This is a genomic window from Burkholderia sp. 4M9327F10 (genome assembly GCF_005503145.1).
In the GTDB taxonomy this organism is placed as follows: Bacteria; Pseudomonadota; Gammaproteobacteria; order Burkholderiales; family Burkholderiaceae; genus Paraburkholderia.
The window spans coordinates 1-25,442 of sequence record NZ_SCNV01000027.1 but is presented as its reverse complement, the minus strand read 5'-3'; the positions used below and the strand labels follow the sequence as shown (position 1 = coordinate 25,442).

The 25,442-nt window shown below is 63.6% G+C and carries 23 protein-coding genes; 10 read left to right on the top strand and 13 right to left on the bottom strand.

What is annotated here, in order from left to right; genetic code table 11:
• Window position 1: 1 nt before the first annotated feature.
• Window positions 2–322, bottom strand: coding sequence for a hypothetical protein (locus FFS45_RS22800; protein WP_137956896.1), 321 nt, complete (start codon window positions 320–322; stop codon window positions 2–4).
• Between the two features lie 703 nt (window positions 323–1,025).
• On the opposite strand from FFS45_RS22800, the gene FFS45_RS22795 reads away from it, so the two are divergent.
• On the top strand, window positions 1,026–1,223 hold the full coding sequence (locus FFS45_RS22795) for a DUF3311 domain-containing protein (RefSeq protein WP_137956895.1): 198 nt from the start codon (window positions 1,026–1,028) through the stop codon (window positions 1,221–1,223).
• Window positions 1,220–2,698 (top strand): monocarboxylate uptake permease MctP, encoded by a 1,479-nt coding sequence (locus FFS45_RS22790; RefSeq protein WP_137956894.1) that lies wholly within the window; start codon window positions 1,220–1,222, stop codon window positions 2,696–2,698. Before FFS45_RS22795 ends, FFS45_RS22790 begins: the two co-directional genes overlap by 4 nt.
• A 134-nt stretch (window positions 2,699–2,832) precedes the next feature.
• On the opposite strand, the gene FFS45_RS22785 is transcribed toward FFS45_RS22790, so the two are convergent.
• From FFS45_RS22785 to FFS45_RS22775, 4 genes are all read right to left on the bottom strand, one after another.
• On the bottom strand, window positions 2,833–5,019 hold the full coding sequence (locus tag FFS45_RS22785; protein ID WP_137956893.1) for a prolyl oligopeptidase family serine peptidase: 2,187 nt from the start codon (window positions 5,017–5,019) through the stop codon (window positions 2,833–2,835).
• 86 nt (window positions 5,020–5,105) lie between these two features.
• Window positions 5,106–7,304, bottom strand: a complete 2,199-nt coding sequence (locus FFS45_RS22780) for a prolyl oligopeptidase family serine peptidase (RefSeq protein ID WP_171029720.1) — start codon at window positions 7,302–7,304, stop codon at window positions 5,106–5,108.
• Window positions 7,305–7,391: 87 nt separating this feature from the next.
• Entirely contained in the window at window positions 7,392–7,556 is a 165-nt protein-coding gene (locus FFS45_RS41815; RefSeq protein WP_171029719.1) for a hypothetical protein, read from the bottom strand.
• A gap of 100 nt (window positions 7,557–7,656) precedes the next feature.
• Window positions 7,657–8,304: a glutathione S-transferase family protein gene (locus tag FFS45_RS22775; RefSeq protein WP_137956891.1), complete on the bottom strand. Its 648-nt coding sequence runs from the start codon at window positions 8,302–8,304 to the stop codon at window positions 7,657–7,659.
• Window positions 8,305–8,595: 291 nt separating this feature from the next.
• On the opposite strand from FFS45_RS22775, the gene FFS45_RS22770 reads away from it, so the two are divergent.
• Window positions 8,596–9,819: a LanC-like protein gene (locus FFS45_RS22770; RefSeq protein WP_137956890.1), complete on the top strand. Its 1,224-nt coding sequence runs from the start codon at window positions 8,596–8,598 to the stop codon at window positions 9,817–9,819.
• A gap of 103 nt (window positions 9,820–9,922) precedes the next feature.
• Here FFS45_RS22770 and FFS45_RS22765 read toward each other — a convergent pair whose 3' ends face one another.
• Entirely contained in the window at window positions 9,923–10,861 is a 939-nt protein-coding gene (locus FFS45_RS22765; protein ID WP_137956889.1) for a DMT family transporter, read from the bottom strand.
• A 102-nt stretch (window positions 10,862–10,963) separates the two neighbouring features.
• On the opposite strand from FFS45_RS22765, the gene FFS45_RS22760 reads away from it, so the two are divergent.
• Together FFS45_RS22760 and FFS45_RS22755 are read left to right on the top strand one after the other, a co-directional pair.
• Window positions 10,964–11,872: a LysR substrate-binding domain-containing protein gene (locus FFS45_RS22760; protein ID WP_137956888.1), complete on the top strand. Its 909-nt coding sequence runs from the start codon at window positions 10,964–10,966 to the stop codon at window positions 11,870–11,872.
• Window positions 11,873–12,186: 314 nt separating this feature from the next.
• Window positions 12,187–12,414, top strand: coding sequence for a hypothetical protein (locus FFS45_RS22755; protein WP_137956887.1), 228 nt, complete (start codon window positions 12,187–12,189; stop codon window positions 12,412–12,414).
• A gap of 187 nt (window positions 12,415–12,601) precedes the next feature.
• On the opposite strand, the gene FFS45_RS22750 is transcribed toward FFS45_RS22755, so the two are convergent.
• The 4 genes from FFS45_RS22750 to FFS45_RS22735 all read right to left on the bottom strand — a co-directional run bounded on the left by FFS45_RS22750 (window position 12,602) and on the right by FFS45_RS22735 (window position 18,654).
• Window positions 12,602–14,830 (bottom strand): NADP-dependent isocitrate dehydrogenase, encoded by a 2,229-nt coding sequence (locus tag FFS45_RS22750; RefSeq protein ID WP_137956886.1) that lies wholly within the window; start codon window positions 14,828–14,830, stop codon window positions 12,602–12,604.
• Between the two features lie 693 nt (window positions 14,831–15,523).
• The gene (locus tag FFS45_RS22745) at window positions 15,524–17,587 is read right to left on the bottom strand and encodes a M3 family metallopeptidase (protein ID WP_137956885.1); all 2,064 of its coding nucleotides are present in this window, start codon (window positions 17,585–17,587) and stop codon (window positions 15,524–15,526) included.
• A 30-nt stretch (window positions 17,588–17,617) separates the two neighbouring features.
• A complete protein-coding gene (locus tag FFS45_RS22740; protein WP_137956884.1) occupies window positions 17,618–18,118 on the bottom strand; it encodes a GNAT family N-acetyltransferase in 501 nt (166 codons plus the stop codon).
• Window positions 18,119–18,147: 29 nt separating this feature from the next.
• A complete protein-coding gene (locus FFS45_RS22735) occupies window positions 18,148–18,654 on the bottom strand; it encodes a cupin domain-containing protein (protein ID WP_137956883.1) in 507 nt (168 codons plus the stop codon).
• Between the two features lie 361 nt (window positions 18,655–19,015).
• Here FFS45_RS22735 and FFS45_RS22730 point away from each other — a divergent pair, with 361 nt between their 5' ends.
• The 3 genes from FFS45_RS22730 to FFS45_RS22720 all read left to right on the top strand — a co-directional run bounded on the left by FFS45_RS22730 (window position 19,016) and on the right by FFS45_RS22720 (window position 20,419).
• Complete coding sequence (locus FFS45_RS22730; RefSeq protein WP_249362898.1) at window positions 19,016–19,330, top strand: hypothetical protein; 315 nt, start codon at window positions 19,016–19,018, stop codon at window positions 19,328–19,330.
• Between the two features lie 23 nt (window positions 19,331–19,353).
• Complete coding sequence (locus tag FFS45_RS22725) at window positions 19,354–19,704, top strand: hypothetical protein (RefSeq protein WP_137956881.1); 351 nt, start codon at window positions 19,354–19,356, stop codon at window positions 19,702–19,704.
• A gap of 202 nt (window positions 19,705–19,906) precedes the next feature.
• Entirely contained in the window at window positions 19,907–20,419 is a 513-nt protein-coding gene (locus FFS45_RS22720; protein WP_249362892.1) for a lytic transglycosylase domain-containing protein, read from the top strand.
• A 111-nt stretch (window positions 20,420–20,530) separates the two neighbouring features.
• On the opposite strand, the gene FFS45_RS22715 is transcribed toward FFS45_RS22720, so the two are convergent.
• Window positions 20,531–21,937, bottom strand: coding sequence for a hypothetical protein (locus FFS45_RS22715; protein WP_137956879.1), 1,407 nt, complete (start codon window positions 21,935–21,937; stop codon window positions 20,531–20,533).
• 364 nt (window positions 21,938–22,301) lie between these two features.
• On the opposite strand from FFS45_RS22715, the gene FFS45_RS22710 reads away from it, so the two are divergent.
• Both FFS45_RS22710 and FFS45_RS22705 read left to right on the top strand, forming a co-directional pair.
• Complete coding sequence (locus FFS45_RS22710; protein ID WP_137956878.1) at window positions 22,302–22,937, top strand: LysE family transporter; 636 nt, start codon at window positions 22,302–22,304, stop codon at window positions 22,935–22,937.
• Window positions 22,938–23,120: 183 nt separating this feature from the next.
• Window positions 23,121–23,909, top strand: coding sequence for a sulfite exporter TauE/SafE family protein (locus tag FFS45_RS22705; protein ID WP_137956877.1), 789 nt, complete (start codon window positions 23,121–23,123; stop codon window positions 23,907–23,909).
• Window positions 23,910–24,018: 109 nt separating this feature from the next.
• Here the strand turns inward: FFS45_RS22705 and FFS45_RS22700 are convergent, their stop codons facing one another.
• A complete protein-coding gene (locus tag FFS45_RS22700) occupies window positions 24,019–24,273 on the bottom strand; it encodes a hypothetical protein (protein ID WP_137956876.1) in 255 nt (84 codons plus the stop codon).
• Window positions 24,274–24,647: 374 nt separating this feature from the next.
• A complete protein-coding gene (locus FFS45_RS22695) occupies window positions 24,648–25,004 on the bottom strand; it encodes a BON domain-containing protein (protein ID WP_137956875.1) in 357 nt (118 codons plus the stop codon).
• Window positions 25,005–25,442 lie beyond the last annotated feature (438 nt).

Genomic DNA, 25,442 nt, shown 5'->3' with positions numbered 1-25,442 from the left:
GTCAGGCGTCGCCACTGCCCAGCAGGTCGCCATGCTTGACAACGGCAGCGATCCAGTTGTTCAGCTCGTGGCGCTCCATGCCCAGCAGAAGCTCGGGCAGGCCCGGCGCGTCCGCCGCGCCCAGCACGTTATGCAAGGCAAGGAATGCCTTGGTTTGCGAGTACATCACGTGAGCGAGGCGCTTGCGCGCTTCGGGATGCGCCACGCCGGCCGCGTGCGTATCAATGATCGCGTGCGACAGCTTTTCGCTGACATAGCTCAGGGGTACGCCCTGGCGGATTTCGCGAGAAACGTATGCGGGACCATTGGATGACAGGTTCAAGCTCACATCCAACCCTCAAATGATTGCAGATACATCGAATTCGCTTTATCGGCATGCCTAATTACACGTGCATGCCGTTCGGCCCGCGCCGGAATATGCCCAGGTTCGATCTTCCTGGCCCCGTCATGTAACAGAAAGCGCTACAAGAAAACGATATGCGGTACCGATAAGCACGGATCGTAAACCGAATGACCGGAACGATCTGTGGATCGTTCGTCTATATTTGTGTCGTTTTGTCACTGAGGCAACGCCGGCAAGCCGCCGGTCTTGCCACCGGCCTCCCCCGCCTGGTTATTCTGCCTGCATAACCAAGGCGCCGATACGCTCCCGCACCCTTAGGCCAGCGGGTGAGTCAGCCCATCCACACTGCGATTCCGCGGGGCTTGGCCGTGGTCAGACCAATCAGCGGGTCCGCGCAAACGTTTCCGGATTCTCGATGGGCCGCTCGTAGACCGCTCACGGCAAGGAGACCGGAAACTGCCGCAAATGGCGAAGACCGTAAGATTCATCAGCGGAAATATACCGGCTCTATGCGCTCACGCGCCAGAGGCTGAATCCCGGCGCGGCTGCCCGGTTACGAGCATCGTGCGAAAAATTCCTGGATAATGCGCGCTGGCGCCGCTGACACGGACGCAGGATGAGTGCTGCGGCGGCGCGACAGCACCCGACGCTCCGTTCCAACACACACAATCTAGGGGATCTCTTGGAAAATACCGCACCGGCCGGCCGTTCCTGGCTATGGCTCATCTTGCTGATTCCGTATATCGCGCTGCTCTGGCTGCCGTTCTATAACGACACGCGTCCGTCGTTCGCCGGCTTTCCGTTCTTCTACTGGTATCAGTTCCTGTGGGTGCCGCTCACGTCCCTGCTGATCTACGTTGTGTACCGGGGTCTCAAATGAGCGACGCGATCCCAGTCAATCCGGTCGCAATGGCCGTTTTCATTTTCTTCTTCGTACTCGTCACCGTAGTGGGTTTCTTCGCCGCACGCTGGAAGCGCGGCGACCTCACGCAGTTGCACGAGTGGGGCCTCGGCGGCCGGCAGTTCGGCGTGATCATCTCGTGGTTCCTCGTGGGCGGGGATTTCTACACCGCCTATACGGTGATCGCGGTGCCGGCGCTGGTGTATTCGGTCGGCGCCTATGGCTTCTTCGCGCTGCCTTATACGATCATCGTCTATCCGTTCGTATTCGCGGTGATGCCGAAGCTGTGGCAGATCGCCCATGCGAAAAATCACATCACCGCGGCCGACTACGTGCAGGGCGAGTACGGCGGCAAATGGTTCCCAGGCGCCGTCGCGCTGACCGGCATTGTTGCGACCATGCCGTATATCGCGCTGCAACTGGTGGGCATGCAGGTGGTGATCAAGGGGCTGGGCGTGAGCGGCGAGCTGCCGCTGATCGTCGCCTTCGTGATCCTTGCGCTCTACACCTACACGAGCGGCCTGCGCGCACCGGCCATGATCGCCTTTGTCAAGGACATCATGATCTACATTGTCGTGATCGCGGCAATCTGGCTGATTCCCTCGAAGCTCGGCGGCTACGGTCAGGTGTTCGATGCGGCCGATCATTACTTCAAGGCAAAGGGCGGCGCGACCGGCATCATTCTCAAGCCGACCCAGTTCACGGCCTATGCCTCGCTCGCACTTGGCTCGGCGCTGGCGGCGTTCATGTACCCGCATACGATGACGGCGGTGCTGTCGTCGTCGTCCTCGGCGACGGTGCGCAAGAATGCGATTTTCCTGCCGGCGTACACGCTGCTGCTGGGTCTGATCGCGCTGCTCGGCTATATGGCGATTGCCGCCGGCGTGCACGTGAAGTCGGCCTCGGATGTCGTGCCGGCGCTGTTCGGCACGCTGTTCCCGTCGTGGTTCGTCGGCTTTGCCGCGGCGGCGATCGCGATCAGCGCGCTGGTGCCGGCGGCCATCATGTCGATCGGCGCGGCCAACCTGTTCACCCGCAACCTGTGGCGTCCGATCGTGTCTCCGAACATGTCGTCCGCCGCGGAAGCCTCGACGGCGAAAGTCGTCTCGCTGGCGGTGAAGTTCGGCGCGCTGCTGTTTATCGTGTTCCTGCCCACGCAGTACGCGATCGATCTGCAATTGCTCGGCGGCGTGTGGATTCTGCAGATTTTCCCGGCTATCGTGTTCTCGCTGTACACGCGGCGCCTGAATACGCCGGGGCTGTTCCTCGGCTGGCTGGTGGGGATCGTGCTGGGCACCGGGCTGGCGATTTCGCAAGGCCTGAAGCCGGTGTTCGCCTTGCATCTGGGCGATGCGACCTATCCGCTGTATATCGGTCTGATCGCGCTGGCGGCGAATATCGTCGTGACGTTCGTGGTGTCGGTGGTGACGCCTAAACGCGTAGTAAGCGCGTAAGCGTTTAGTCTCCGCATGGCGGGTGCCCGATGCCTGGCACACGCCTGCTGGTTGCTCAATACTTTATTTGATCGAAACGGGAGCGGCCCGCGCAAGGCGAGCCGCTCCGGCGCGGCAAACCCGTCGCCGCCCTCTCAATGCTTCGGCTGGAAGCCCGGTTCGCCCATCTGCCATAGCGCGAATGCCCACTCGTCAGCCAGCATGTTGGCGCGCTGCGACATGCTCGACCCCATCCCATGACCCGCGTCGAAGTCGATGCGCAGCAGTACCGGATGCCCGCTGCTGGTGGCCGCCTGCATCCGCGCCGCCATCTTCAGCATGTGCCATGACGAGACGCGCGGATCGTTCGCGCCGGTCGTGAAGATGATCGCCGGGTAAGGGGTACCGTCGTGGATATGCGCATAGGCACTCATCGCATAGAGACCATGAAAGCCCGCTTCATCCGACGACGAACCCATCTCGGGCACGTTCGGCGGGCCATTCGGCTCCGTTTCGAAGCGTAAGGCATCGGACAGGCCCACATCGTCCATCACCACCCGGAACAGCCCCGGGTTGATCTCCATCGCACCGCCCATCACGATACCGCCCGCGCTGGCGCTGTTTGCCGCGAGATACTTCGACTGGGTGTAATGCTGATCGATCAGGTACTGCGCGCTGGCGTTGAAGTCGAGCATGGTGTTGATCTTGGTGAGCTTCTGGCCCGCGCGGTGCCAGGCATCGCCATACTCGCCGCCGCCGCGCATATGCGACACGGCGATAATGCCGCCGTGATCGAGCCACGCTTTCCATTGCGGACGGTATACCGGGTCCATCGACACACCGTAGCTGCCATACCCGAACACAATGGCCGGATGCGAGCCGTCACGCTTGACGCCCTTCTGCGCAATGATCGACACCGGAATGCGGGTACCGTCATAGCTGGTGGCAAACTCGTCGTGCGCCTCGATTTCGTCGGACTCCGTCTTCGACGGCGGAATCAGGCCGGTGTCGGTCGCGGCGTTGGTCTTCGGGTCATAGGCGAATTCGCGCGGCGCCTTCACCCAGCCCTGCATGCCGAACATCGCGCCCGGCTGGCGTGGATCGGCGATCAGGTCCACCACCGTACCGGCAAACGGCAGAGCGATATCCTGGGTTTGCTTGCCGTCGAACGACACACGCTTTAACTGGAAGCTCGCCCCGGCCCGCTCGCTGACATACATCGCGTCGCTGCCCAACGCGAAGGCGTCGATGACGTTCGGCCCTTCGGGCACGACCACGTCGGCATGCGCGAGATCGGGATGCTCAGCCGGCATCGAAAGAATCTGGAAGCGCGCAGCGCCCTTCTCCGACAGCAGATACAGCCGGTCGCCGTGCAGACGCACATCCGTCACCCCGTCTTCGGTCGCGGCAATCTTTTGCCACGGCGTGTCGGCGCCATGGATCTGATCCTGGCGCACGACATAGAAGATGTTGGGGTTATTGTCCATGTTGTGATTCACCACGGCGACGGCGTACGGCGAATCGGGCGACAACAGCACATAGGTGCCCTGGCCCTCGGCCACGTCGAGCTTCGGCGAGACACCGTGGCCGAACACGGCTTCGTCGCCGTCGCCGCTGGTGTTCTGGCCGAGCACATGGAGATACGTCGAGGCGTTGTACAGCATCTTCGACGGCGGCGTATCGGGGCCGGTCTTCGGATAGCGCAAATAGAAGAACGAGCGGTTGTCGTTGCGCCACGAGACGACGCTGTCTTCCGCGCGGTCGATGGTCTCGGCGAGATCGCTGCCGGTCTGCAAATCGATCACATGCAGCACGCTCTTTTCCGAGCCGCCTTCGGAGATGCCGTAGGCTACATAACGGCCGTCCCACGACGGCGAATACCAGTCGAGCGCAAAGTGATGGGCGCTGTCTTTGGCAAGCTTCGCCGGGTCGACGAGGACGTGCTCCTCGCCATTGATGCCGTCGCGATACGCGAGCTTGGGCAGATTGGCGCCCGGCTCCAGCACTTCATAGAAGATCCGGTCGCCGCGACGTTCGAACTCGCCGCGGTGCAGGTCGTTGCCCATCAGGCCTTCGATTTTCTGCGCCAGCTCCGCGCGGCCGGGAATGCCGTCCAGCACCTTGCGGGTATAAGCGGCCTGCTCCTTCATCCAGGTCTGGACTTCCGGATCCTTCAGGTTCTCCATGTAACGGTAGTTGTCGACTACCGGCGTACCGAAGTAGGTATCGGTGACCGGGCGCACTGGCGCGACCGGTTGCCCTTGCGCGGCCTGCGCCGCAGCCGAAGCGGCGAGCAAGGCGGCAGCGAACGTTACGGCCAGGAAAGACTTTGTTGGTTTCATTCGAGCTTCCAGAGAAACGAGGCGCCGCAAGATTACCGTGACTTGCGGCCAGCCGGCTAGGGGATCAATAAAGCGGGGCGAGTGCGCTACTGCTTCGGCTGAAAGCCCGGCTCACCCATCTGCCACAACGCGAACGACCACTGGTCGGCGAGTTCGCTGGCGGCTTGCGAGAGGCTGGAGCCGATTCCATGGCCGGCGTCGTAGTCGACCCGCAGCAATACCGGCCGCCCGCTGCTGGTAGCCGCCTGCACGCGGGCCGTCATCTTCAGCATGTGCCACGAGGCCACCCGCGGATCGTTGGCGCCGGTCGTGAACATCACGGCCGGATACGGTGTGCCGTCGTGCACGTGCGCATAAGAGCTCATCGCGTACAGGCCATGAAAGCCGCTTTCGGTCGAAGTCGAGCCGAACTCCGGCACGTTGGGCGGCCCGTTCGGCTCGGTTTCGGAACGCAGGGTGTCAGAATCGCCGACGTCGTCGAGCACCACGCGGAACAGGCCCGGGTCGATCTCCAGCGCGCCGCCCATCACGATGCCACCCGCGCTTGCGCTATTCGCCGCAAGAAGCTTTGGCTGCGTGTAGTGCTGGTCGACCATGTATTGTGCGGACGCAACAAAATCGAGCAGCGTGTTGATCTTCGTGAGCTTCTGCCCGGCACGGTGCCACGCGTCGCCGTACTCGCCGCCGCCGCGCATATGCGATACCGCGATGATGCCGCCGCGCTCGATCCACGCCAGCAAGGTGGGATCGTAGTACGGGTCCATCGAGGTGCCGTAGCTGGCGTAACCGGTCACGATGGTCGGATGCGAGCCGTCGCGCGTGACGCCCTTCTGCGCGATGATCGACACCGGTATGCGGGTGCCGTCATAGCTGACGGCAAACTCGTCGTGCGCCTCGATGTCGTCCGGCTCGGTCCGCGCCGGCGGAATCAGGCCGGTATCGGCGGCGGCGCCGCTCTTCGGGTCGTAGGCCAGCTCACGCGGCGCCTTGACCCAGCCCTGCAGGTTGAACATCAGGCCCGGCTCGCGCGGATCGGTGCTCAGGTCCGACACCGTGCCTGCAAACGGCAGCTCGATGTTCTGGCTATCCTTGCCGTCGAATGAGACGCGCCTGAGCTGGAAGCTCGGACCGGCACGCTCGCCAAGGTAGAGCGCGTCGCTCGCGAGATCGAACGAGTCGATCACATTCGGACCTTCGGGCACGACCACCTCAGCCTGGGCGAGATCCGGATGCGCCAGCGGCATCGAGAGAATCTGGTAGCGCGCGGCGCCCTTATCCGACATCAGGTAAGCACGATCGCCGCGCAAACGCACGCCGGTCACACCATCGGCGGGCGCGGCGATTTTTTGCCATGGTGTCTGTGCGCCGTTGATCTGCGAAAGCGGGACGATGTAAAACGAATTGGGCGCATCGTCCATGTTGTGGTTCGCGACCGCCACCGCATAGGGCGAACCGGGCGACAGCAACACGTAGGCGCCCTGCCCGTCAGGCACATCGACACTGGCCGACACGCCCTTGCCGAACACTGCGTCATCGCCGTCGCCATTGGGGTTCTGACCGAGCACGTGCAGGAAGCTCACGGCGTTGTACTCGGTCTGCGAGGGCGGCGTGTCGGGGCCGACCTTCGGATAGCGCATATAGAAGAACGAGCGGTTGTCGTCGCGCCAGGAAACGACGCTGTCGGAGGTGCGGTCGATGCGCTCGGCAAGCTGCTTGCCGGTGCTCAGATCGACGATGTGCAGCACGCTCTCTTCGGAGCCGCCTTCGGATATGCCGTAGACCACGTAACGGCCGTCCCATGACGGCGAGAACCAGTCGAGCGAGTAGTGATGCGCGCTATCCTTCGCCAGCTTCGCCGGGTCCACCAGAACGTGTTCCGCACCGTTGACGCCGTCGCGATACGCGAGCTTGGGGAGATTCGCGCCCGGGTCCATCAGCTCGTAAAAGAGCCGCTCGCCGCGGCGCTCAAACTGATCGCGGCGCAGATCGTTGCCGCCCAGCGAGAGGATGCGCTGGGCCAGCGCGGCACGTCCGGGAATGGCATCGAGCACCTTGCGCGTGTAGCGCGTCTGCGCCTTCATCCAGCGCTGCACTTCCGGATCTTTGAGGTTCTCCATGTAGCGGTAGTTGTCGACTACCGGCGTGCCGAAGTAGGTATCCGTGACCGGCCGCACCGGTGCGACCGGCGGACCTTCAGCCGCGCGGGCGCCGGCGGAGGCGGCGAGCAAGGCGGCGGCAAACGTGACAGCAGACGTGACGGCAAGGAAAGACTTTGTTGGTGTCATTCGCGCTTCCTGAGTAACGAGGCGCCGCAAGATTACCGCGACTCGAGACTCGCCGACTAGCGGATTCATCATTCCCGCGTGCCAGGCTTAGCGCCGCCAGCGCTTGCGGGTTGGGCCTGCGCGCTCGTGCGGCGGCGGCAGGCGCTCATCTTTAGCGTTCTCACGCGCTACCGTGCAAAATGCGTTCACTTTGATGGCGATGCTCGCAAGGATCGCGAGCGCGCCTAGCGTGTCGAGCAAAGCGGTGAACATGCGTCCCTCCTTTTGCGTGTGACTCGTGGCGCATAGGCATGCGTGCGTCGCGCGACACGGGGTGCCCATGCGCTCGCCAGGCGGCAACGCTCTCCCGATGTTAGCTCGGCGGGTTGCTCCAGTCGGTCAGGCCCTCTCTCGCGTTGAGTTCGATAAACGACGGCAGCGCGCGCAGCCTGACGATATAGGTCGCAAGGTGTGGCCAGGAGAGCGCCTTGCGCGGCTGGTTACGGGACCAGCGCATCAGCATCACAGCCAGAAAATCTGCTGTACTGAGTTTCCCGCCTACCAGGTAGTGACGGCCATCGGCCAGCAACGCGTCGAGCCGGTCCCAGCTCTGTTCGATGCGGCGCTCCGCGAGCGCGCGGACGCCTTGCGCGCCGGCCGGGTCGCCGTCTTCATCCGCGTAGAACCAGTCGCGCATGGCCGGCAGGACGGTGTTGGCCATGAATATCATCAGCTCCAGCCACTCGGCGCGCTCCGGCGAGCCCGGTGCAGGCGCGAGACCGGCAGCCGGGTGGCGCTCGGCGAGCAGCATCAGCAAGGCGGCGGACTCGTGGCGCGGCACGCCGTCGACGACCAGGGTCGGCACCCGTCCAGCGGGATTCAGGCGTAGATACTCGGGGTCGTGTTGCGCGCCGTGGTCGATGTGGATCAGCCGTGTCTCGAAGGGAATCTGCGCTTCGATCAGCAGCCAGTGAACCGCCATGCTCGCCGCGCCCGGCGAGTAGTAGAGCGTGTACGTCATCCATTCACTCCATTGGGTTGATTCATGTTGTCATGTTGAGCGGTGCGGCGTGCAGCGCGAACCGATGTGCGCCGCCTGCGTGTGCCCGCTTCTATTGGTCATGCGTCGTGCACCTTTCGACAATGCTCGCATCCTCAGGCATCATCGGTGCCGGCTAGATGATCGGGCAGCGTCGCGAGATTCGCAAGCGCTGCGCCGCCCGGCGGTGCGCGAGCTGCGGGCGCCATCCTCCGCGCATACCGCCCGTTTGTTTCCGCACGCTTCGCTCATCCAAACGAACCCGAGGTACCCATGCTTTTCGATCCGGCACGTCATGAGCCACTGCAAGCACTGGAGTGGGATGAGACTCGCGCAAGAGATTGCATTGGCCGGATTGCCAGCGATACCGAAGCACGCATGAGCGCGGACGGACGCTGGCCAGTCCATCCACGCGACTGCGATGCAGGCGGGAGTCCGCCCTCGCCGCTCACGCCGCTTTACTTCGGCGCGTGCGGTGTCGTGTGGGCGCTCGATTATCTCCGGGCAGTCGGCGCGGTAAAGCTGCAGCGCGACCCGTTGGCGCATATCGATACCCTGCGCGAAGCGAATCGCACCTGGCTCGAACAGAACGACAGCACGTTTTTCGCTTCATGGATGATGGGCGAGACGCCCTGGCTGATGCTCGAGTACGGGCATGCGCCGAGTGCCGCGCTCGCCGACCGGCTTGCCGCACTGATCCGCAGCAATCTCGGCAACCCCACCCGCGAACTGATGTGGGGCTCGCCCGGCACGCTGCTCGCTGCGTCGCTGCTCCATGAGCGCACCCAGGACGAGCGCTGGGCCGAGCTGTTTCGCGAGACCGCGCAGCAACTCGCCTCCGGGCTGAAGTGGTCGGAACAGCATGCCTGCCACTACTGGACCCAGGAGATGTACGGCAAGGAGTCGACCTACCTCGACGGTGTGCACGGCTTTGTCGGCACCGCGCTGCCGCTGATACGCGGCCGGCATCTGCTCGACGCGGCCAGCTGGAGCGAGTGGGAGCAGCGCATCGTCAACACGATACGGCGGACCGTCACGCTCGAAAATGGCGAGGCGAACTGGCGCGCCTTCCTCGATACGCCCGAAGGGCGGACGCCGCGCATGCTTATGCAGTTGTGCCACGGGGCGCCGGGTTTTATCGTCTGCCTCGCGCATCTGCCGAGCCGCGAACTGGACCCGCTTCTGCTCGCGGGCGGCGAAGCGGTCTGGCGCGCGGGACCGCTCACGAAGGGTTCGAACCTGTGTCACGGCACAGGCGGCAACGGCTACGCGTTTCTGGTCCTCTACCAGCGCACAGGGGACATCAAGTGGCTTGAGCGCGCCAGAGCTTTCGCCATGCATGGCATCGCCCAGACCGAGGCCGATGAGGCGGCCTATGGACAACTGCGCTATTCGCTGTGGACCGGCGATCCCGGTTTTGCCATCTATCTATGGGACTGCCTGCGCGGCGCGGCGGCCTTTCCCACTCTGGACGTGTTCTACGGCGCAACGGCCTGACGCGTCTGCTCAGGCCGGCTAACACCGCGGCCGCACCCAAGCTGCCTGCGTTCGAACCGGCAGCGCGCGCTCGCTCGCCGTTGCCCCCAGGGCGCTCGCCACGTCAGTGACTGGCGTCTGCCTGGAAACGGCTGGCGGGCTGCGCACCACGCGCCGCCGGCAACGGCGGCCGCCGCCCGCTTTGCAACAGATAGACGCCGCCGAGGATGCATGCCATCGCCAGCAGATGCAGCGGCCGCAACGGCTCGCCGGCGAAGACGAGTCCCACCAGCAAGGCAACGACGGGCGGAATATAGGTCACACTCGATGCCGCGAGCGCGCCGAGCCGCTGCACGATGAAGTAGTAGAGCATATAGGCGACGCCCGTCCCGAGCAGCCCGAGACCCAGCACCAGACCGGCGAGGGCCGCAGGATGAGCGGCAATCCGGCCGATGCCATGAAAGTCGGTCACGCAACTGATGGTGAGCAGTGCGAAGCCGATTTGCCAGGTCGAGAGCGCGAGCGGCGAAAGGTCCAGCCCGGTGAGAAAGCGGCGCGCGTAAGCAAACGAACAGCCCACGCTCAGCGACCCGGCCACCATATACAGCACGCCGGCCAGATTGACGCCGGTTCCCGCGCTGGTCCACGGATGAGCAATCAGCAGAACGCCGAGAAAACCGCAGAGCATGCCTGCGATCATGCGGCCACTGGGGCGTTCGTCACGCAGCAGCGCCCATGCGCAAATGAACGAGAACAGCGGAATCGCCCCGCTCAACATGCCGGCCACGCTCGAGAGCAACAACGCCGCGCCCTTCGCGAACGCGTAGTAGTAGGCCGTGGTCGCCAGCAACGACATCACGATGAAATGAGGCGCATGCCGCAGATGACGCCATTTGAGCGCCCGCGTGGCCAGCGCGAAGACGAGGAGCGGAATAAAGCCAAACAGCACGCGCAGAAACACGATCTGGGCAGGGGAAATCCAGACGCTAGCCAGCTTCATGAAGAGGAAGTTGCTGCCCCAGATGAAACCGAGCAACGTAAAGGCGAGGTAGGCGGGATTCATGGCAAGCGCTCTCGGAAAACAATTTCAGTGTTCCGATTGTCTCGGCGCAGCCACTGCGGTACAAATGATTAAATTTCGCCGATGAGATAGCAAAACTATTCCATGCGCCCGATCCCTCCCCTCAAAGCCTTGGTAGCCCTTGAGGCCGCCATGCGTCTTGGCAGTTTTACTTTAGCGGCAGAAGAGCTGAGCGTCACGCCCGGTGCGGTCGGCCAGCAGATCCAGAAGCTGGAGGAATGGCTGGGGATTGCGCTATTCGTCCGGCAGATCCGGCAGGTCACGCCAACGGCGGAAGGCCGCGCCTACTGCGCGCAAATCCAGCCCGCGCTCGCGCGGATCGTAGAAGCAAGCCGGCGGGTGCGCGAAGCCCGCAACAACGGCGTGCGGCTCTCGATGCCGCCCAGTTTCGCCGCCAAATGGTTCGCGCCGCGCATGACGGACTTCCTGGTCGCGCATCCGGGCATTGCGCTGAACCTCAGCACATCGACCTCGTTTGTCGACTTCGAATTCGATGCGGTCGATCTGGCCGTGCGCTATTTCAACGGTATCGACGCGGCGCTCTCGGTAGACCTGCTCTACGCCGACGCCGCGCATATCTATTGCAGCCCGGCCTACGCAAAGCGGTTAAAGCTGAAACACCCCGACGATCTGCAACGCGCCACGCTGCTGCATAACACCTTGCATCCGCACTGGGACACCTGGCTCAGGACCTTCAGCAAGCTAGGCGAGGCGCAGATCGGCAGCATCGCCGGTCTGCACGTCGACCAGTCCTTGATCGCCATTGAAGCCGCCGTGCGCGGGCAAGGCGTGGTGCTCACCAGCTCGCTGCTCACACAGGCCGAAGTGGCCAGCGGCGCGCTGATCGAGCCGTTCGAACTGGCGCTCCCGCTAAGCAGTGGCTATTACCTCGTGCATCCGCGCAGCGGCGAGTTGCAGGCCGGCACGCAGATGCTCAAGGCGTGGTTGCTCGAAACTTGTGCAAATACCGGGAAATTTCACGATGCGGAATGAACCGTTGCACTACAAAAAATCGTGGTGCATGGCACAAATCGGCCGTTTCGCAATGCCGTCCCACATTCCACAATCCGGAATAAAATCAATAAGCGATTGTTTTTAATAACTATTTTTTAATCGAACGATCTCACTAACGATGCTTTTGCCGCGGCTCGCTGACGTAGACTCTTTTACATGAGCAGGCGTTCTGGATGACCGGATCAAGCGGGCAACAACAACCGCCCCGCGAGTACCGCTCCAGAACCGGCCCGCGTCCCGCACGCAGGTCAGCCGCGAAACCGCTTTTTTTAATGATGATCGGGAGAGAAAAAATGGAAGGCTTTCGCTTTGGTTCGACGGAAGGATCGTTCTACATTTTGCCCGGCAAGGACGGCTGGGAAGCATCGTTCGGCAATGAGAAGCTTGGCCAGTTCGCCAGCCCTCAGCATGCCGCGGACGACCTCGCACGAGGCGTGTGCTGCCCGCATCTGTCCGAAGCCGACACCTCGACGCTCGAAATACCGGAGAAGATTTCCGACTGGGAAATCGTTCACGTTTAAGCGCGTAACACCGGCGCTCGGGGACAACCCCTGACGCACCCGCCCCCGCACCGCTCGCGCGTGGTGGTTCGCCATCACGCCCGCCAAGTGCAACGGGCGGGCTGTACGGCACGTCATGATTGACGTTGCCGTACAGCCCGCCCGCGGCGTTCGTTGCGTTTGCTACTGACCTTCAGCTAGCCTGCGCTCAGGCCACCGAGTCCACGATCTGGTTGAGCGTGGCGCTCGGACGCATGGCCTTGCTGGTCAGGTCAGTGTTCGGACGGTAGTAACCGCCGATATCCACCGGCTTGCCTTGTGCCGCGCCCAGTTCTTCAACGATCTTCGCTTCGTTCTCGACCAGCGCCTTCGCCACACCGGCGAACTGCGCCTTCAGTTGCGCGTCGTCGTCCTGGGCGGCCAGTGCTTCGGCCCAGTACGTCGCCAGGTAGAAGTGGCTGCCGCGGTTGTCGATGCCACCCACCTTGCGGGCCGGCGACTTGTCGTTGTCGAGGAACTTGCCGGTGGCCTGGTCGAGCGTCTTGGCCAGCACCTGCGCTTTCGGGTTGTGATACGCGTTGCTCAGGTGTTCGAGCGAAGCGGCCAGCGCGAGGAATTCACCCAGCGAGTCCCAACGCAGGAAACCTTCTTCGACCAGCTGCTGCACGTGCTTCGGCGCCGAACCGCCTGCGCCGGTTTCGAACAGGCCGCCACCTTCCATCAGCGGGACGATCGACAGCATCTTCGCGCTGGTGCCCAGTTCCATGATCGGGAACAGGTCGGTCAGGTAGTCGCGCAGCACGTTGCCGGTGACCGAAATCGTGTCCTTGCCGGCACGAATGCGTTCGATCGAGAACTTCGTCGCTTCGACCGGCGTCAGGATGCGGATATCCAGACCGCTCGTGTCGTGGTCCTTCAGGTACTGCTCGACCTTCTTGATGATCTGGGCGTCGTGCGCGCGAGCCGCATCCAGCCAGAACACGGCCGGCGTATTGGTGGCGCGGGCACGGTTCACGGCCAGCTTGACCCAGTCCTGAATCGGCGCGTCCTTGGTCTGGCACATGCGGAAGATGTCGCCCTCTTCCACGTTCTGCTCGAGCAGGACGTTGCCGGCTTCGTCGCTCACGCGGACCACGCCGTTCGCCTTGATCTGGAACGTCTTGTCGTGTGAACCGTATTCTTCAGCCGCTTGCGCCATCAGGCCGACGTTGGGCACGCTGCCCATCGTGACCGGATCGAACGCGCCGTGCTTCTTGCAGTCTTCGATCACAGCCTGGTAGACATCCGCGTAGCAGCGGTCCGGAATCACGGCCTTGGCGTCGTGCAGCGCGCCGTCGGCGCCCCACATCTTGCCGGACTCGCGGATCATGGCGGGCATCGATGCGTCGACGATCACGTCGCTCGGCACGTGCAGGCTGGTGATGCCCTTGTCCGAGTTGACCATCGCCAGATGCGGGCGTTGTTCGTACTGGGCCTTCATGTCCGCTTCGATCGCGTCGCGCGTTTGCTCGGGCAGATCTTTCAGGCGCGCGTACAGGTCGCCGATACCGTTGTTCGGATTGAAGCCCACCTTGGCCAGCGCGTCCGCGTGCTTGGTCAGCACATCCTTATAGAACACCGAGACCACCTGACCGAAGATGATCGGGTCCGAGACCTTCATCATGGTGGCCTTCAGGTGCACCGAGAACAGCACGTTGTTGGCCTTGGCGTCGGCGATCTGCGCTTCGATGAAGCTGCGCAGCGCGTTCTTGCTGAGCACCGATGCGTCGATGATTTCACCGGCCTTCACAGCCGTCTTTTCTTTCAGGACCGTCTTGCTGCCGTCGGCGGCGGTCAGTTCGATCCTGACGTTGCCGGCCGTGCCGATCAGCGCCGATTTTTCGCTACCGTAGAAATCGCCGCCGCTCATGTGCGCCACGTGCGACTTCGAATCCGCACTCCATGCACCCATTTTGTGCGGATGCTTGCGTGCGTAGTTCTTGACCGACAACGGCGCGCGGCGGTCCGAATTGCCTTCGCGCAGCACCGGGTTCACGGCGCTGCCCTTGATCTTGTCGTAGCGAGCCTTGACGTCTTTTTCTTCGTCGGTCGTGGCGGCATCCGGGTAGGCCGGCAGCTTGTAGCCCTGGTCGCGCAGTTCGGCAATGGCGGCCTTCAGTTGCGGCACCGAGGCGCTGATGTTCGGCAGCTTGATGATGTTGGCTTCCGGACGGGTGGTGAGCGCACCCAGTTCGGCGAGATCGTCAGGTCCCTTTTGCTCCGCAGTCAGATAATCCGGGAACGCGGCGATGATACGGCCAGCCAGCGAGATGTCGCGCGTTTCGACGGCGACGTCCGATGAGCGCGTGAAAGCCTTCACGATCGGCAGCAGCGAGTAGGTTGCCAGAGCCGGCGCTTCGTCGGTGAGGGTGTAGATGATCTTCGGCGATGTAGACATATCTGATGCTTTGCGTGATGAAATGAAAGACAGAGCGTTGGTGGCGCTGAGCCGACGAGGTTGCACCGTAATAAACAGCGTACAAATTCGCACCGGACTGCAGCGCGGCCCAGAGTACGACTTTTAAGGCGCGCCCGTGAGTATAGGCGTGTTTACCAGAATACGCCTCCTGAGCTTGACATCCGGGCCGGGATTCGGGTGGATTCCGCGCGTGCGATCGGGCGGGCTTTGGGTCCGCTTATGGTCCGCTGCTGGTCCACTTATGGTCCACTTATGGTCCGCTTATGGCCGGTTTGCGGCGCGCCAAGCCCCCCGTAGCGCCCGCTGAGAGCACCGTATGACGGGGCTTGGCGGGCAATCCGCCGTAACGCGTCATTCGCACAATGGCCCCGGACGGCCCCCGGCGGCGGATCTCGCCGCAGACGGCGGCAGTTCGTCAAGCGCGGAAACATACCGTTGCTCAAGGCGACCGCAATCGAGCGCAGACAACCGGCGATAAACAGGCAATAAACAGGCGATAGCTTGCCGCGGCCACCGGCGCCGAGCCCATGCCGAAGTACAGGAAACGGACGGGGTACGAATTTGAACACGACAAATTTCGCCGTGCAGGTTTGACGACGCAGGCCAGCGAAACGCCCTGCCAGGCGCACGCCCATGCGCCCGGCAGGTTCTAGCTTCCCGTTACTGCGCGAATCACCCGCGTGCAGGCGCAGCCAGCAAGCCGCGCTTCTCCAGCATCGGCTCGACCGCCGGCTCGCGCCCGCGGAAGGTCCTGAAGGCCGTCGCCGGATCGATCGAATTGCCTGCGCTGTAAATCCACGTCAGCAGGCGCTCGGCGGTGCCGCGGTCGAACGGGTCGCCCGCTTCCGTGAAAGCGGCGTAACCGTCCGCTTCCAGCACCTCGGCCCACATATAGACGTAGTAGCCCGCCGCGTAGTCGTCCCCCGCGAACAGGTGCTGGAAATGCGGCAGATAATGGCGCATGCCGATATCGTCAGGGACGCCGAGCTTCGCCGCCTCGTCTGCCTGGAATTGCGCAATGTCCACCGGCGCGGTGTCGGTGCGCGCGTGCAGGGCCATGTCGATCAATGCCGGTCCAACATACTGCACCGTCGTGAAAGCCTGATCGAAACGGCTTGCCGCATCCAGACGCTCGAGCAGTTCCGCCGGAATCGCCTCGCCGGTTTCGACGTGGCGCGCGTGGCGCAACAGCACCTCGCGCTCCTGCGCCCAGTTCTCGAACAACTGCGACGGCAGCTCCACGAAGTCCGCGAGCACGTTGGTGCCCGCCAGCCGCTCGTACTGCACATTCGACATCAGACCATGCAGCCCATGACCGAACTCGTGGAACAGCGTACGGATATCGTCGAAGCTCAGGAGCGTCGGCGAACCCTTCGCGAAGTTGTTGTTGTTCAGCACGATCGGCAAGGTGCCGCCGTCGCGGCCCGACTGCGAGCGCAGAATGCTCATCCAGGCGCCGCTGCGTTTGGTCTGGCGCGCGAAGTTGTCGCCAATGAACACGCCGATCAATTTTCCTTCGGAGTCCATCACTTCCCACACGCGGGCGTCGGGATGATAGAGCGCAATGCCGTGGCATTCCTTGAAACGCACACCGAAGAGCCGTGAAGCGCAATCGAACATCGCGGCCTGCATCGCGTCGAGCGAGAAATACGGCTTGATCTGGGCATCGTCGATGGCGAAACTCTTCTGCCGCACTTTCTCGGCCAGGTAGCGCCAGTCCCACGCGGCGATCGGCGTCGGCTGGCCGAGTTCGACTGCCAGCGCACTCAGGCGTTCGCGGTCGTGTCTGGCCATCTCGACAGCCGGCTTCCAGGCGCGCTGCAGCAGTTCGTCGACAGCCGCGACCGACGGCGCCATGCGATCGGCCAGCTTGTAGTCGGCGTAGGTCGCATAGCCCAGCAGCGCGGCCTGCTCCTGCCGCAACGCCACGATTCGCGCAGCGACCGGGCGGTTGTCGTGCTCGCCCGGATGCGCGCCGCGTTCGCCGCGCGCACGCCACACCTGCTCGCGCAGATCGCGGCGCTCGGAGAAGGTCAGGAAGGGCCCGGAGAGCGACGGCGACAGTGTGATCACATACGTGCCTTCCGGCATCCCGCGCTCGCGTCCCGCCTGCAAGGCCGCGTCAAGCACGAACGACGGCAGGCCGGCGCGCTCGTCCGGCGTGGCAAGCGTCAAGGCGAACGACGCTTCGTCGGCGAGGACGTTCTGGGCAAACTGGGTAGAGAGCGCCGCCAGCTCCTCGACGATCGCCGCGAAGCGGACTTTCTCCGCTGCGCCGAGCGTTGCGCCGGCCCGCTCGAAGTCCAGATGGAAGCGCTCCAGCAAGCGCACTTGTTCAGCCGTCAAACCGAGACTCGCGCGCCGCTCGTACAGCGCATGCAGACGCATGAACAATGCTTCGTTCTGGTAGACCGCGCTTTCGTGCGCTGCAATACGCGGCGCCATCTCACGCTCGACCGCCTGCAGGGCCGGTGAAGTCTCGCTCAGCGAGAGGTTGTCAAAGAGCATTCGAATGCGGCCCAGCAACTGGCCGCAGGCATCCAGCGCCGCGACCGTATTGCCGAAGCTCGGCGCCTCGGTGCGAGTGGCAATGGCGTCGATCTCGCGCTGACGCTCAAGCATCGCGGCATCGAATGCGGGGGTGAAATGCTCGGGGTGAATCCGTTCAAACGGCGGTAAGCCGTAGGGTGTATGCCAGTCTTCGAGTAGAGGATTGGCTTCTTGCGAGAGGGACATGGGTGGTTTCCTTAACGCGGGGTGCCAATTCTATTCCTCGGCGTCGGGCGTTGCGATAAATGTCATAGAGGCGCGGTTCAACGCGGCCTCGGGGTATTCATAGCCGAGATATTCGGCGCCCTCGCTCACACGCTGAAACCCGGCTGATTCGTAAAGAAACTGAGCCGGGTTGCCACGGAACACGCTCAACGTCAGCCTCGTGAAACCTTGTGCACGGGCATCGTCCATGTAGTGATCGAGCAGCAGGCGTCCCAGACCACGTTGGCGCAGTTCGGGCGCGACATGAATCGATGCGAGACACGCGGCGCCGTCGATGCTCTCCCAGAAGCAGTATCCGAGCGGCACACCATCCTGCTCGACGACGGACATCCGCTCGAGCGCAGCGGTCCATTGCCGCAAGTGTGCGTGCATCGCGTCTTTCCAGCGCTGCTCATGCTCGGGCTCGATCGTCCGGATGTAGTTCAGCTCACCCTTGTAGACCATCGGGAGATCGGTAGGCCGTGCTTTTCTGACCACATAGTCTGGATTCACTGCTGCACTCCTGTTGCGAAAGATCGTGTTCAAGGCTCGCCTTCCCAGTAATCGAGCGAATTCTCCTTGCGCTGAATGCCCACGAACAGCCGGCTGCTGGCATTGCCGCGCACGATGGCCTGGTACTTGTCCGAATCGGGATACTCGACCACCTCCGGGTCGTCACGCGTGCCGATAGAGAGGTACTTCAGAGGCGCAGCAGACGAGTTGATGATCTGATGCGGGTACTCCGGGCCCGGCGGAATGAAGATCACGTCGCCGCTGCGGATCGGCAGCAGTTCCCCCGCCACCCGCAAGGTGCCCTCGCCCTCGAGAACCACGAACATCTCTTCCTGGGCGTAATGAAAATGATAGGGGCACGAGCGCTTGCCCGCCGCCACGATATCGATCGACGCACCGAGCTTGGTGGCGGCCGTGCCCGTTGCGAGCCGCGTGCACAGCGTGTCGTAGAGGGGCGGGCGCGCTTCGGCCTGCAACTCGGCGTCGTTGAAATTTCTAATGAGCTTTGCCGCGAGCTCCTTGACCTTGTCGTTCATGTCTCGTCCACTCCCAGGCTGAGTTGAAACGGTTGCGTGTACACATATCAATTGACGGCAATTGTCTGATCTTTCTGGGCGCTGCGCCATCGCTCTTCTTCATACGAAAGGCAGGTTCGAAACTGCGTCATCGCACAGGGCAACTTCACTTCCGGACCGACGCAGAAAAGCCATTGCCCCACGTCTTGCCGCCAATATTGAGATACGTTTTCTTTTTTGCCAAACGTTTGCGTTTTGCATATCAAGTTCCCTCTCCGGCGTGCCGAAAACGCGTTCACAGCGTCGATGACACTTAAGGGAGCAACTTGTGAAGCAGCTGCTGTTTATCATCGCCGTCCTCGCATTGGCCGGATGTGCGCAAATGCCGGCGGTTAGCACCACGCAGCCGGCCAAGCCGCCGGTTTCGACCGACATCATGAGCTTCACGATTCCGCCGGATGCGCTGGGCGCACGCGATCCGCAGTTGACCGCCGTGCTCGCCAAGGTGGGCACGCTGGCCGCGGCGCAAAAGCAGCCGACGACGATCCTCGTGACCGCTCTCGGGCAGGATCTGCCGTACCTCAACCAGGCCATCTGGCGAGGCGTGCCTGCTCAGCATGCGGTGAAACTGAGTCTCGACAACCTGACAGCCGGCGCCAACCAGCCGTACAGCGTGTCGATCAAGCCAACGCCATAAAACGCCATAAGGAAGCCGAGTTTATGTATCGCCTACCCGTATTGGCAACGAGCCTGCTGCTGGCTACGCCTGCGTTCGCAGGCCAGCCCGCCAGCGCAGCGCAACCCGCTGCCGCTGCCACGGTCGCGCTCGCCATGCCTGCCGCACCTGCCGCGTCGGACAAGGTCTACCCGCCCCTGCCGACCCTGGCGATGCTGCCGCCGGCGAGCGATGACGACGACGATCCCTTGCCCAAGCCCACGCAAAGGAAAAAGAAAGGCCGCGTGCAGGAACGCAAATGTGTGATGCCGAGCGCCCACATGGTGGTATCGGATGCATCGCGCGCGTATCTCGGCGGCATCGAAAAGCAGCTCGATCTCGCTCTTGCGAAGTAACACTGGCCAGATAAGCCAGGCACGATCCGTCATTGCAGCAAACCCGGTAGTTTCCGCAAGTCCCGCAGTCCCGTCGCAGTTGCACTCGCAGTTGCACTCGCAGTTGCCCTTGCATTTGTCCTCGTATTTATCCTTTTACCCGCGAGCGCCCATGGATGACCGGGCGCCGTCGCAAGAACGCCAGCACACGGAGACATCGCTCGTGTCCAACGAACTTCTTATCGCCGCGGCGCCCGCGCACCGCCGTAGCAGCCGTCCCAGCCGCGCCCCGCGGCATGGATATGCAGCACTCGCGCTGACGCTGCTCTGCGGCGCGGCCCACGCGGACGATTGCTTTAACCAGGCAGCCGCTTACCAGGGCGTCAACCCGTCGGTGCTGCGCGCTGTAGCATGGTTCGAATCGAAGGGCGACGCCGCCGCGGTCAATCGCAATGCGAACGGCTCGGTCGATGTGGGCCAGTTGCAGATCAACTCGATCCACTTCGGTGACCTGGCCCGCCAGGGCGTACCGCATCGCGCGCTCACCGATCCGTGCGTGAACGTCTATGTGGCGGCGTGGCTCTTGAAGCAGAAGATGGTGAAGTACGGCAACACCTGGCGCGCCATAGGCGCCTACCATTCCGAATCGCCCAAACTGCGCGACGCCTACGCGCGCAGCATCCAGAAAATCCTCGTGACATGGGGCGAATTGCAGGTCGCGTCGGCTTCGCAATAAGCGTTCTCGCCAAGCCGCGGCAAGATCAGCGTAGAGCGGCCCGGTGATGACTCGCCGGGCACTTTCGCTCTGAAGCCGTCCGGCTCCATCCGATTAATTCGGATTCCTCTTTTAATGATGATATAGATCGGCGTGCGCCGGATCGGCCGGTGGCATTGGCGCCGCCTGAGCTTTGTCGATCTGCTCCTCATACATCGCTCTTGCAATAATCTGCCTCGCCTCCGCACTGCTCGAATCAAGCACAAGCGCGCTGCCGGCGCTGTGCCATGCACAGGTCCAGCGCCCGATGTTTTCGCAGCCCCGCGCCACATCGAGCGCCGTGTCGCGCTGTTGTTCCCGGTCGGTCAAATCTGCGTGCATGGCGAGTGCGTCGCGATTCTTCGGCTGCACAGTGAGGACGGCGGCCAGCCGCCCACCTGCTGCGGAGAGGTCGTTCCTTTGCAGCATCGCACGGGCGATTTGCAGATTCCTCTGCAGATTTGCTTGCTGGATTGCCTGCTGGCTTGTTTGCTGGTTCGCCAATAGGCCGGGGTGCGCCGGCGCCGGCGCGGCTTTCGTTTCATGTCTGGCAACGGGCGGCGGCACGGACGCGGTCCGCGGCGTTTGCGCCGTGGGCGCCGTTGGCGGTGCGGCAGGCCTCATCGGGACCTCCGGACTCGACGCTGGCGGTTTTGCTTCGACACGAGCCGGTGCCGGCGAATTCTGCGCAATCACTGCACCCGGACTTACCGGAGCCGGCGCACTGGCAGCCTGCACGGCCGGCGTCTTCGGCACATTTGTATTGGGCATGCTGAGCGCCGGCGCTGTCAGCCTCGCCACGGGCGGCGTCTGGACGGGCGGCGGCGGGAGGACGGGCGCTTTCTCGGCCGCGACAGCACTTGCTGGCGTGGACGGGTGCGCTGGCCGCGCCAGCGTGAGTGTGGGCACTGTGGGTACCGTGGATGCCTTGGGTATCGCGGACACCGCAGGCGCCGTGGACGCCATGGACACCACAGGCGCCTTGGGTACCGCGGACACCGCAGACGCCGTGAGCGCCATGGACACCGCAGGCGCCTTGGGTAGCACGGACACCACAGGCGCCTTGGATACCGTGGACGCCGCAGACGTCATGGGCACAGTGGGCACCGCACGCGCCACGACCGAGGGCCCAGCCTGCTGGGCCGTCACTGCACCGGACACCGCCTTCGGCGCCACCACGCTCACCTCGGTGGCAGGCCGAAGCACAAAATAGGCAGCCAGCGCGAAAGCCAGCAGGGCCACAGCCAGCGCCCCTACGACCCAGGCCCACCGGTACGACTTCGGCACACGCCACGGGTCGTGCTTCGCGTAGAAACGATCGTCCTCGACCCCGGCCGGCGTTTGCCACGCGGCGGGCGCCGCCAGTTGCGGCGTATTCGAACCAGGTGGGGGAGCAAGCCGGGCGCTGGCCGACCCGGCGGCGGGTGGATACCAGCCGAGCGGATCGAGCTGGCTTGCACCACAGGAAGGACAGGACGGCAAACGGGCGGCTAATGTCACACCACAGTGCCGGCACTGTGTCGAATCGTGTTGATCTGAAGTGATGTCGCTAAGCATTGGCCGTACCGCTAATCACGTTGCGAGAACAGGCGTGTGCGCATGCGCAATGTAAGGGCAATATGGTCCGCTTAGGCGCAAAGATCAATCGGCTATTTCAGCCAACTGGCGGATCGATGAGACTGGCGCGGAAAAACGCTGTGCGATAGCGCGCATTTGCAGGTGGATTTGCCAGCGCATTTGCCAGCGGATTTGCCGCCGCTTTTCGACACCGCTATGCTGACGACGCTGAAACCGAACCGTCCGCGCCAGCGAACGGCGGCATTGGGCTTAACGATTGTGAAACACTGAATAACAAGGAACCGGCATGTCGAGTACCGCTCTTTTCTTCACCGCCGCAGGCGTCGGGCTCGCGGTCGCGGCGCCCGTCGGACCGATGGGCATGCTGTGCATTCGCCGCACGCTGGCGGAAGGCCCGCAAGCGGGACTGGCGATCGGTTTCGGCATTGCCAGCGGCGACGCCGTCTACGGTCTGATTGCCGCACTGGGTCTGGTCGGCCTGTCGCACTTCATGCTCGCTTACGACCGGCCGCTGCATTTTGCCGCCGGCCTGTTCCTGCTCTACCTAGGCCTGCGCGCGTTGCTGCAGAAAGCGCCGGCCGGCGCCGAAGCGGCCGACAGCCCGCTCGAGCGCAAAGGGTACGCCGGCACCGTGCGCGCCTATGCCAGCGCACTGCTCCTGACACTGACGAACCCGCAGACCGTCATCATGTTCGCGGCGCTTTTCACTACACTCGCACCGCGCGGCGCGTTTTCCACGACGGTTGCGCTGACCACCGTGTCGGGCGTGTTCTGCGGTTCGATTGCATGGTGGTGCTGTCTCGTCAGCGCCGTCACGCTGGCTCGCCATGCGCTCGGCAGCAGGCTGCGCCGCCTGATCGACCGCGGCGTCGGCATGGGCCTCGCCCTGTTCGGCCTCGTCGAGATTCGCCGCGCGCTCTAACAGGACGCCGGACGTGCGGCAGTTCCGCACGCCCCGCAAGCGCCGCCCACGCTTCCTCCCGAGTTTTGCGACAATAGCCGCTTTGCCGCGCCCGTCCGCGCCACCGATCCCCGTTCACGACCAGACACACGGGGATAGGCGGCGCGCTTCGCAAACCTCACCCGACCGGCAGCGGTCTGCTCCATGTCACTCCCCCATATCGATCTTCTGTATTCGGTTTCCGGCCTGTTCGTGGGTTTCCTCGTCGGCCTGACCGGCGTCGGCGGCGGCTCGCTGATGACGCCGCTGCTAGTCCTGCTGTTCAAGGTGCACCCCGCAACCGCGGTCGGCACCGATCTGCTGTACGCCGCGGCCACTAAGGCGACGGGCACCCTCGTGCACGGCCTGAAGGGTTCGGTGGACTGGCAGGTGACCACGCGCCTCGCGGCCGGCAGCGTGCCCGCTGCGACCGTCACGCTGATCCTGCTGCACCGCTATGGGATGGATACGCCGGGCGCGGGCCGGCTGATCCAGGTCGTGCTCGGTGCGGCGTTGCTGATCACCGCATTGGCGCTGGTATTCCGCCCGCAACTGGCCAAGCTCGGCGCGGGCCGCCAGAGCGCGCTGACACAGGGCAGCACGCTCGGCTTGACCGTGCTGACAGGAGCGGTGCTGGGGGTGCTGGTGTCGCTGACGTCGGTCGGCGCCGGTGCGATCGGCGTGACCGTGCTGTTGCTGCTCTATCCGCGCCTGCCTACCACGCGGATCGTCGGCTCGGACATTGCGCATGCCGTGCCGCTCACGCTGCTGGCCGGCGCGGGCCACTGGCTGCTGGGCTCGATCAACTGGTCGATGCTGCTCTCGTTGCTGGTGGGTTCGCTGCCGGGCATCGCGATCGGCAGCTATCTGTCGGCGCGCGCCCCGGACACCCTGCTGCGCAACATCCTTGCCGCCACGCTGACGCTCGTCGGCGTCAAGCTGGTACTGGCCTGAGGCGGCTGCCGGCCACCCGCCGGCGGCGCGACGCATGAACCCGTGGGGTGGCGTGGCGCCGCCCCGCCCGCGCGGGCCGCGCCATGCGCGCCGGGCCAGCGCGGCTACCCTACTTGAAGAACCGGCAAGTCAGATCGGTTTCGAACTCGCGCACCCAATAGCCGGTTTCGTCGGCGCGATACGATTGCGCCCAGCCGCCACGCCTCACCGTCACCAGCCGTCCGTGGTGAGCGAGGTCGTCCGGGTCCGGCGATCCGGTGATTTCAAAGTGCGCCGGCGCAAAGCCGTGCCGCGCGCAGACCAGCTCGAAGGCTGCCCGATCGCCGATCGGCAAGTCCGTGTAGCGTTGAAAGGTCGTGTCCATTTCGGTTCACTCCGGGTTCACACCGCGAGTTCACAAAGTATTGTCTCCGGCGTTGCTCTGAATCCCAGCCTTTACATTACGCTTCCACAGGGAAATTTGTGTGTCACGGCACACCAGGGATTACGACGCCGCGCTACGTCCCACTGCGTCGTTCGCTCCACGCGCCTGCCCAAAAACAGAACGGGCCCCGGCGATTCGCCAAGACCCGTTCGGGGCGCCAGTGAGCGTAACGCTCAGGCGCTTTTTTCGATCATCAAACATACCGTGCCCACGCCTGCCGCATCCTCGCGGACCTGCAAGCGGGTCACGGCTGCCGTGGCGCGCGTTGTGCCGTCAAAGCCGGCCGGCCCTGACGGTCACGCGCGCGGCATCCGTTAGTTAGGCAGCACCACCGTCAGCTTGTTCGACACCGAGGTCACGCCGGCGACGCCTTGCGCGACTTCACCGGCCTTGTCGACCTGGCCCTGGTCCGGCACCGAACCCGTCAGCGTCACCGCGCCGCCGCGAGCGCGCACGGCGATGCTCGACACGTCGATACCTTGAGCCTTGGCGAGCGCACCGCGCACCTTGCGGCCCAGACTACGGTCCGCCTTCTTGACGGTCTTGGCGCTCGGGGCAGCCATTGCGCCGCTCGCCGTGCCCGTTGCATCGCTTGACTGGGCATACGTGTTGCATGCGACCACCACTGCCACCACACCACCCAGCACCTTCAGAAAATCGACCGATTTCATGATTTCTCCTTTTTACTTCGGTTATGACCGCGTGTATCAAGCGGTTTCGTTACGACTTCCGGCAGCCGAGGCGCCATCCGCAACAGAACGCGGCTAGGCGACGGCCGACAAAGGCTGCGACACGGAGTGCGAGAGGCGAGAGAGACCGGCCCGCGCGATCGTCCTGGATGCGTAGGCCAGCGTGCCGCGAAGTCCGCCAGCGCGCCCGGTTCTACTGTGTCGTGCCGGGTCACGCTGCGCAAACGTTGAAGCGCCGCAGCGATGCACAATTTAATCTACACGCGCGAGAAGCGCAAAGGGTTTAACGCGGGGTAGCGCGCCGGTGCGCGGGTTTCACGGTCGTTTCGCGAGGGTTTCATACGCGTTTCACACGGGTCTCACACGCGTCTCATGCTGGTTTCATGCGCGTTTCAGCCGCCTTTCACGTTTTGTTACGGG